The following is an 8557-nucleotide window of genomic DNA, read 5'->3' as shown; positions in this document are numbered from 1 at the left end:
ATGAATTACGTATGTTCACTCAGAGACTTGGTATTCATTTTTCGTCCGAGGACGTTAAGAATCCATGTCACTTTGAGTGCCCACACAGATTGTCTGATAAATTGTTAAAGAGCAGTGCAACGCGGCTTTCGCTCACCGTCGCGAGGTGGCGTATATTACGCTTTCCTCTTTCAGAGTCAACCCGTTATTTCAGGATTTTTTCTCTTCAACCGACCGGGTTAACTGTGAAGTGATTCACATCCGCCGTGTCGATGGAGGCGCATTATAGGGAGCTGCCAAGGAATGACAAGCGGAAATATGCATTTTTATTTCGACCGCTCACCTTTTCGCCAAAAAGGCTATTTCTGATGCTTTTTTATCTCTTTTGGCAGCTCTGCCAGACTATTAATCACCCAATCCGCTGCACTTTCTGCTTCTGGTGTTACGGGCTTACCGGTACGCACTAATATTTTGGTACCCACTCCCGCCGCTGCCGCTGCCTGCATATCTTCCAGCTTATCGCCCACCATATAAGAAGCAGCCATATCAATGTGCAAGAACTCCTGCGCAGAGTTAAACATGCCCGGATGCGGTTTACGGCAGTCACAGGTCTGACGATACTCTTCTACCGTTCCCTGCGGGTGGTGCGGGCAGTAGTAAATGCCATCAAGATCGACCCCACGATCGGCCAGCGACCAGTCCATCCATTCCGTCAGCGTCTCAAACTGCGCTTCGGTGAACTTACCACGCGCGATGCCGGACTGGTTCGTTACGACCACCAGCGCAAAGCCCATCTCTTTTAGCTGGCGCATTGCCTCTATAACGCCGTCGATAAATTCGAATTCATCGATCTCATGCACATAACCGTGATCCACATTAATAGTGCCATCACGGTCGAGGAAAATTGCGGGTACTGATTTTGCCACCGGTTTGCTCCTGAAAAAGGCCTGTTGAGCTAGTATCTCATGAATCGCAGCGCAATAAAGTGCTCATCGTACAGAGTTGGATTGATTTAGACGTCTGGATGCCTTAACATCCGTTTTGTTTACGGTCATCACCCGTATCTGGCAGAAGAAAATGCCACGGCTAACTTACATACGATAAAAATAATCTAATGATTAAACTTTCCAATATCACCAAAGTGTTCCAGCAGGGGAACCGAACCATTCAGGCGCTGAACAACGTCAGCCTGCATGTTCCTGCTGGTCAAATTTATGGCGTCATTGGCGCATCGGGTGCAGGTAAAAGCACGCTCATCCGTTGTGTTAACCTGCTTGAGCGCCCAACCCAGGGCAGCGTAGAAGTTGGCGGTCAGGAACTTACCGCCCTTTCAGAAAAAGAACTCACCAAAGCGCGCCGTCAAATTGGCATGATCTTCCAGCACTTTAACCTGCTGGCTTCCCGCACGGTGTTCGGCAACGTCGCCTTACCGCTGGAGCTGGATAACACGCCGAAAGAAGAAGTTAAGCGTCGCGTTACCGAACTGCTCGACCTCGTGGGTCTGGGTGATAAGCATGATAGCTACCCGGCAAATCTGTCCGGTGGGCAGAAGCAGCGTGTTGCTATTGCTCGCGCGCTGGCCAGCAACCCAAAAGTACTGCTGTGCGACGAAGCTACCAGCGCACTGGATCCGGCCACCACACGTTCTATTCTGGAACTGCTGAAGGACATTAACCGTCGCCTGGGCCTGACGATCCTCCTTATTACGCACGAGATGGACGTGGTGAAACGCATCTGCGACTGCGTGGCGGTCATTAGCAACGGTGAACTGATCGAGCAGGACACGGTAAGCGAAGTATTTTCCCATCCGAAAACGCCGCTGGCGCAGCAGTTTATTCAGTCCACGCTGCATCTGGATATTCCAGAAGATTATCTGGAGCGTTTGAAAACCGAGGCAACGGCGGACAGCGTCCCGATGTTGCGTATGGAATTCACCGGTCAGTCCGTTGATGCCCCTCTGCTTTCCGAAACCGCGCGTCGCTTTAACGTGAACAACAACATTATTAGCGCGCAGATGGATTACGCCGGTGGCGTGAAGTTCGGCATCATGCTGACGGAAATGCACGGCACGCAGGAAGAAACCCAGGCGGCAATTGCCTGGCTGCAAGAACATCATGTAAAAGTAGAGGTACTGGGTTATGTCTGAGCCGATGATGTGGCTACTGGTTCGCGGCGTTTGGGAAACGCTGGCAATGACCTTTGTATCGGGTTTCTTTGGTTTTGTGATTGGCCTGCCGGTAGGCGTACTGCTGTACGTGACGCGTCCGGGTCAAATCATTGAGAACGCGAAGCTCTACCGTACGCTCTCCGCGCTGGTGAATATCTTCCGTTCCATCCCGTTTATTATTCTGCTGGTGTGGATGATTCCGTTTACCCGCGTGATCGTCGGCACATCGATTGGTCTGCAGGCGGCTATCGTTCCGCTGACCGTAGGCGCTGCGCCGTTTATCGCCCGTATGGTGGAGAACGCCCTGCTGGAGATCCCAACCGGTTTGATTGAAGCTTCTCGTGCAATGGGGGCAACTCCTATGCAGATCGTCCGCAAGGTTCTGCTGCCTGAAGCACTGCCGGGCCTGGTGAACGCGGCAACGATTACGCTTATTACTCTGGTAGGGTATTCCGCGATGGGCGGTGCAGTTGGCGCTGGCGGTTTAGGACAGATTGGTTATCAGTACGGCTATATTGGATATAACGCTACCGTGATGAATACCGTTCTGGTATTGCTGGTTGTTCTGGTTTACTTAATCCAGTTCTCTGGCGATCGCATCGTCCGGGCTGTTACTCACAAATAACGTTACACACAACACAAACTCGACGAGTTAAGGATAAAACATGGCGTTTAAATTAAAGACCTTTGCAGCAGTAGGCGCGCTGATTGGATCTCTGGCACTGGTGGGTTGCGGTCAGGACGAAAAAGATCCAAACCATATTAAAGTGGGCGTTATCGTAGGTGCAGAACAGCAGGTTGCTGAAGTTGCTCAGAAAGTGGCGAAAGAAAAATACGGTCTGGACGTTGAGCTCGTAACCTTCAACGATTACGTTCTGCCGAACGAAGCGCTGAGCAAAGGCGATATCGACGCCAACGCCTTCCAGCATAAGCCATACCTGGATCAGCAGATCAAAGATCGCGGCTATAAGCTGGTTGGCGTGGGTAACACCTTCGTCTACCCGATTGCAGGCTACTCCAAGAAAATTAAATCGCTGGACGAACTGCAGCCGGGTTCTCAGGTAGCCGTGCCTAACGATCCAACCAACCTTGGACGCTCCCTGCTGCTGCTGCAGAAAGTGGGCCTGATCAAACTGAAAGACGGCGTTGGCCTGCTGCCAACCGTTCTGGATGTCACCGAGAACCCGAAAAATCTGAAAATTGTTGAACTGGAAGCACCGCAGCTGCCGCGTTCTCTGGACGATGCGCAGATTGCCCTGGCCGTCATCAACACCACTTACGCCAGCCAGATTGGCCTGACGCCAGCGAAAGACGGTATCTTCGTTGAAGATAAAGACTCTCCGTACGTTAACCTGATCGTGACTCGCGAAGATAACAAAGACGCGGAAAACGTGAAGAAGTTCGTCCAGGCCTATCAGTCAGACGAAGTTTACCAGGAAGCCAACAAAGTGTTTAACGGCGGCGCTGTTAAAGGCTGGTAATCTCACCTCAGTGTAATATCATCAGGACGGGCTTATGCCCGTCTTGTCATTTGTGCAGTCACCTGATTCAATATCTGACGTTTTGATTATCCATTGAGGAATTATTATGCGTGCTTTACCGATCTGTCTTTTAGCACTCATGCTGAGCGGCTGTTCTATGCTAAGCAGATCTCCTGTTGAACCCGTTCAAAGCACGGCAACCCCGCCAAAAACAGAGCCTGCAAAACCGAAAGTGGTTCGCCCTGCGCCGGTTCGCATTATCACCAAGGCTGACGAACTGGTCGGCAAACCGTTCCGTGAACTGGGTGAAGTGAGCGGTGAATCCTGTCAGGCAACCAATCAGGACTCTCCACCGAATATCCCGACTGCGCGTAAACGCATGCAGATTAACGCCGCAAAAATGAAAGCTAACGCGGTGCTGCTGCACAGCTGCGAAGTCACCAGCGGCACGCCGGGCTGCTACCGTCAGGCGGTTTGCATCGGTTCTGCGCTGAACATTACGGCGAAATGAGTGCATTTCAGTTTGAGCAAATAGGCGTTATCCACTCTCCGTATAAAGAGAAGTTCGCCGTGCCCCGCCAGCCCGGTCTGGTCACCAGCGGCAGCGGCGAGCTTCATCTTCAGGCACCTTATAACCAGGCCGATGCGGTACGCGGGCTCGGGTCTTTCAGTCACTTATGGGTGGTATTTGTTTTTCACCAGACAATGGAAGGCGGCTGGCGTCCCACCGTGCGTCCCCCGCGCCTGGGCGGAAATGCGAGAATGGGCGTGTTTGCGACTCGTTCGACCTTCCGCCCCAATCCGATCGGGATGTCGCTGGTTGAACTGAAAGGCATACGTTGCCAGAAGGATCAGGTCATCCTTGAGCTGGGCAGCCTGGACCTGGTTGACGGCACGCCGGTTATCGACATTAAACCCTATTTGCCTTTCGCCGAATCCCTCCCGAATGCGCGTGCAAGCTACGCTCAGGACGCACCGCAGGCGGATATGCCAGTCTCGTTTACGCCTGAGATAGCCTTACAGCTGAGTCAGCTGGAGAAACGCTATCCTCGCTTACGGCATTTCATCACTGAAGTTCTGGCACAGGACCCCCGTCCGGCCTACCGCAAAGAAGAGGAAGCAGGAAAGACGTACGCCGTCTGGCTGCTGGATTTTAACGTGCGCTGGCGCGTCACTGGGGCAGGTTTCGAAGTGTTTGCCCTTGAACCCAGGTAATTTTGTTCTCCTCTCTTTTGGCATCTTTGCCACACTGGTAAACTAAACCACTTTTTTTGTGTCAGGCTGGCGTTTCAGCCTGTTCCAATCGTCGAAATGGAACCGTAACAACATGCGTACTAGCCAATATCTGCTCTCCACTCTGAAGGAGACACCTGCCGACGCCGAAGTGATCAGCCATCAGCTGATGCTGCGCGCCGGGATGATCCGCAAGCTGGCCTCCGGGTTATACACCTGGCTGCCGACCGGCGTGCGCGTCCTGAAAAAAGTCGAAAACATCGTGCGTGAAGAGATGAACAACGCCGGTGCTATCGAGGTGTCCATGCCCGTGGTTCAGCCCGCTGACCTGTGGCAGGAGAGCGGTCGTTGGGAGCAATATGGCCCAGAACTGCTGCGCTTCGTCGATCGCGGCGAGCGTCCGTTCGTTCTCGGTCCAACGCATGAAGAAGTCATTACCGATCTGATTCGTAACGAGCTGAGCTCTTACAAACAGCTGCCGCTGAACTTCTTCCAGATCCAGACCAAGTTCCGTGACGAAGTGCGCCCACGTTTCGGCGTGATGCGCTCTCGCGAATTCCTGATGAAAGATGCCTACTCTTTCCATACGTCACAGGAATCGCTGCAAGAGACCTACGACAAAATGTACGAGGCTTACAGCAAAATCTTCTCCCGCATGGGTCTGGATTTCCGCGCTGTGCAGGCTGATACCGGCTCCATCGGCGGTAGCGCGTCCCATGAGTTCCAGGTTCTGGCGCAGAGCGGTGAAGACGATGTGATCTTCTCTGACTCTTCAGACTACGCGGCGAACATCGAATTTGCAGAAGCGCTGGCACCAAAAGAACCTCGCGGTGCGGCAACGCAAGAGATGACGCTGGTTGATACGCCAAACGCGAAAACCATCGCCGAGCTGGTTGAGCAGTTCAGTCTGCCAGTCGAAAAAACCGTGAAAACGCTGCTGGTGAAATCCACCGAAGGCAGCGCTTACCCGCTGGTTGCCCTGCTGGTGCGTGGCGATCATGAACTGAACGAAGTGAAAGCCGAAAAGCTGCCGCAGGTCGCCAGCCCGCTGACGTTCGCCACGGAAGCGGAAATCCGCGCCGTCGTGAATGCCGGCCCAGGCTCTCTCGGTCCGGTGAATATGCCGGTTCCTGTCGTTATTGACCGCACGGTTGCTGCAATGAGCGACTTCTCCGCGGGTGCTAACATCGACGGTAAACATTACTTCGGCATCAACTGGGATCGCGACGTAGCGACGCCAGAAGTGGCAGACATCCGTAACGTGGTTGCAGGCGACCCAAGCCCGGACGGCCAGGGTACGCTGATGATCAAGCGCGGTATCGAAGTGGGCCACATCTTCCAGCTGGGTGATAAATACTCTCGTGCGCTGAACGCCGCCGTTCAGGGTGAAGATGGCCGTAACCAGATCCTGACCATGGGCTGCTACGGTATCGGGGTAACGCGCGTGGTGGCTGCGGCCATCGAGCAGAACTACGACGAGCGCGGCATCGTCTGGCCGGACAATATCGCGCCGTTCCAGGTAGCCATTCTGCCAATGAACATGCACAAATCTTACCGCGTGCAGGAGCTGGCCGAGAAGCTGTACGCCGAGCTGCGCGCTCAGGGTATCGAAGTGCTGATGGATGACCGTAAAGAGCGTCCGGGCGTGATGTTTGCCGATATGGAACTGATCGGTATCCCGCACACCGTCGTCATCGGCGACCGTAACCTCGACAGCGATGAGATTGAATACAAATACCGTCGCAGCGGCGAAAAACAGATGATCAAGACCGGCGATATTCTTGATTACCTGGTGAAAGCCATCAAAGGCTAAACAAAAAACCCCGCTCTGGCGGGGTTTTTTAATGGCTCAACGTCAATTTATTTACTGTTACAGTCTTTACCCGCGACAAACTTCGCGTCTTTATCTGCCACCAGCGTTTTCACCATCTCCCCGCTATCCGGGTTTGGCTCCAGCGTAAAGTGGCCATCAACCGTCAGCAATACCGGCTTGCTGTCATTGCCGCGCGCCACGGCGTAATCACGTTCAAGCTGCGCATTGTTTGCCACGCTGACTTTCTTACCGGTAGCGCAGTCAGTAAAGATCGCCGCATCCGCCATATAGAAATACATCCCCCGCATCGCCATTGGCGTGGCTGGCAGCGCCGCTTTCACCGGCGTCAGCGTGTAGTTGAGCTGGGATTCAATCGGATTGCCTTCCCGGTCGAGCATTTCCATGTTCTCACCTTTAGGGCGGAACCAGGTTTTGTCACCGGAGGTATCCGTCAGGACCAGCTTCTCCGCCGTACGCGCCCATGTCCCGTAGGTGGCAAATGAAGAGGGTTCTTTCGCGCCCTGGTAGCGCTGGTTCATCACCCAGGTACCGTCTTTTTGCAGGAACAGTGACGTTTCAATGCCTTCGCAGTCCGCGCAAGGCAATACGCCGCGCCAGCTCTGCTGCATTGGCTTTAACTCTTCATTCTGCGCTGGCTGCAAAACCTGCGTTTCAGAACGGTTGTTACACCCGAAAAGCGCAAACAATGTACTCACTGCCAGCGCTGAAAATAATGCTTTTTTCACAATGAATTCCTTATGAAAATTGTGTTCCCTTTCGTCACTCCATCGGGCGACGAACTTTACCGCGTAATGCTTTCACTGTGGATTTTTGGGCTTTCGAGGACAGCCGACGCTCTTTCGATGCGCGGGTTGGCCGCGTTGCCCGGCGGCTTTTTTGTACTGCCGTTAACTCTTTGATGACCGCCACCAGCCTGGCTAGCGCCGCTTCCCGGTTTAATTCCTGGCTGCGGTACTCCTGGGCTTTGATCACAATCACACCATCGCTGGTGATCAAGTGATGGCTGGCGGCAAGCAGACTTTCTTTATAATACTCTGGCAGGCTTGAGGCCCGAATGTCAAAACGCAAATGGATAGCCGTCGACGCCTTGTTGACGTGCTGCCCGCCCGCGCCCTGAGCACGGATGGCGGCGATCTCCAGCTCGCTATCAGGGATGCTGACGCTTCGGGACAAGACGATCATGGCGCAGGCTGCCAGGCTGTCAGATGAATTTCCAGATTATTCTGAGAATCAGAAAGCCAGATGGCTCCGTCCTGGATCGTTGCCTGCAGCGCCATCGTCCGGCTGGCGAACTCGCTCAGCTGCGCCAGCTGTTCATCATCCAGATACCAGACGGCGAGATTTTTAAACTGCGCGCATTTATTCTTATTTTGCTGCCACCAAATCTCCGCCGCGCGCTGGTTATAGGCGAATAACGCCACTTCCGCAGACTGAGTACACGCCTTTTTAATCCTGCGCTCGTCCGGCAGACCGAGTTCAATCCATAAATCGATCCCCAGATGGTCGTTGCGCAGCCAGGCTTCAGGCTCGTCTTCCGCGCTCAACCCACGGGTAAACTGCAGACGTTCATCAGCATACTTAATCCACGCCAGCAGGCGCAGCATCATACGCTCCTGTGTTTCGGAGGGGTGGCGTGCCAGCGTAAGCGACGCGTCCAGAAACTGGTTGCGATCAAGATCGGCCACGTTGACCACTGCTTTATAAATTGTCGCTTTCAGCGCCATGAGAGAACTCCATTCGAATCAGCCGCACATTGTAGCGAAAACGGAGGCAAAAGGCTGTTACTGAGTAATAAATACACCGCTATCAAGGCGCTGATATTGCTTAAATGAGTATGGTATAGTCACCTTGCTAAACCGAGTT

The 8557-nt window shown here is 53.5% G+C and carries 10 protein-coding genes; 6 read left to right on the top strand and 4 right to left on the bottom strand.

Translation table 11 applies throughout. The features are described 5' to 3' along the window. Positions 1-338 precede the first annotated feature (338 nt). A complete protein-coding gene (gene gmhB, locus ACTJI7_RS14705; protein WP_224066294.1) occupies positions 339-905 on the bottom strand; it encodes a D-glycero-beta-D-manno-heptose 1,7-bisphosphate 7-phosphatase in 567 nt (188 codons plus the stop codon). A gap of 188 nt (positions 906-1093) precedes the next feature. On the opposite strand from gmhB, the gene metN reads away from it, so the two are divergent. The 6 genes from metN (at position 1094) to proS (ending at position 6673) form a co-directional block, all read left to right on the top strand. Then, positions 1094-2125, top strand: coding sequence for a methionine ABC transporter ATP-binding protein MetN (metN, locus tag ACTJI7_RS14700; protein WP_028015600.1), 1032 nt, complete (start codon positions 1094-1096; stop codon positions 2123-2125). Next, positions 2118-2771, top strand: a complete 654-nt coding sequence (locus ACTJI7_RS14695) for a methionine ABC transporter permease MetI (protein WP_003856130.1) — start codon at positions 2118-2120, stop codon at positions 2769-2771. The genes metN and ACTJI7_RS14695 overlap by 8 nt, the downstream gene beginning before the upstream one ends. Before the next feature lie 40 nt (positions 2772-2811). Further along, the gene (gene metQ, locus ACTJI7_RS14690) at positions 2812-3627 is read left to right on the top strand and encodes a methionine ABC transporter substrate-binding lipoprotein MetQ (RefSeq protein WP_014168729.1); all 816 of its coding nucleotides are present in this window, start codon (positions 2812-2814) and stop codon (positions 3625-3627) included. Positions 3628-3733: 106 nt separating this feature from the next. Continuing rightward, positions 3734-4138 carry an Rcs stress response system protein RcsF gene (rcsF, locus tag ACTJI7_RS14685; protein WP_008501883.1) on the top strand — a complete coding sequence of 135 codons (405 nt, stop codon included), beginning with the start codon at positions 3734-3736 and terminating at the stop codon, positions 4136-4138. Further along, positions 4135-4842, top strand: coding sequence for a tRNA (N6-threonylcarbamoyladenosine(37)-N6)-methyltransferase TrmO (gene tsaA / locus ACTJI7_RS14680; protein ID WP_193066669.1), 708 nt, complete (start codon positions 4135-4137; stop codon positions 4840-4842). Before rcsF ends, tsaA begins: the two co-directional genes overlap by 4 nt. Positions 4843-4954: 112 nt before the next feature. Then, entirely contained in the window at positions 4955-6673 is a 1719-nt protein-coding gene (proS, locus tag ACTJI7_RS14675; protein WP_028015597.1) for a proline--tRNA ligase, read from the top strand. A 47-nt stretch (positions 6674-6720) separates the two neighbouring features. On the opposite strand, the gene nlpE is transcribed toward proS, so the two are convergent. From nlpE to ACTJI7_RS14660, 3 genes are read right to left on the bottom strand one after another with little or no spacing between them, the layout of a single operon-like run. Continuing rightward, positions 6721-7419, bottom strand: a complete 699-nt coding sequence (nlpE, locus tag ACTJI7_RS14670; RefSeq protein WP_048960338.1) for an envelope stress response activation lipoprotein NlpE — start codon at positions 7417-7419, stop codon at positions 6721-6723. Between the two features lie 34 nt (positions 7420-7453). After that, positions 7454-7876 (bottom strand): alternative ribosome rescue aminoacyl-tRNA hydrolase ArfB, encoded by a 423-nt coding sequence (gene arfB / locus ACTJI7_RS14665; RefSeq protein ID WP_028015595.1) that lies wholly within the window; start codon positions 7874-7876, stop codon positions 7454-7456. Continuing rightward, the gene (locus ACTJI7_RS14660) at positions 7873-8418 is read right to left on the bottom strand and encodes a YaeQ family protein (protein WP_028015594.1); all 546 of its coding nucleotides are present in this window, start codon (positions 8416-8418) and stop codon (positions 7873-7875) included. The genes arfB and ACTJI7_RS14660 overlap by 4 nt, the downstream gene beginning before the upstream one ends. Positions 8419-8557: the final 139 nt, after the last annotated feature.

Source organism: Enterobacter sp. 22499 (genome assembly GCF_052044815.1).
GTDB classification, from domain to species: Bacteria; Pseudomonadota; Gammaproteobacteria; order Enterobacterales; family Enterobacteriaceae; genus Enterobacter; species Enterobacter bugandensis.
Note: the sequence above shows the minus strand (reverse complement) of the source record. Positions and strands in the feature narration are given on the sequence as shown.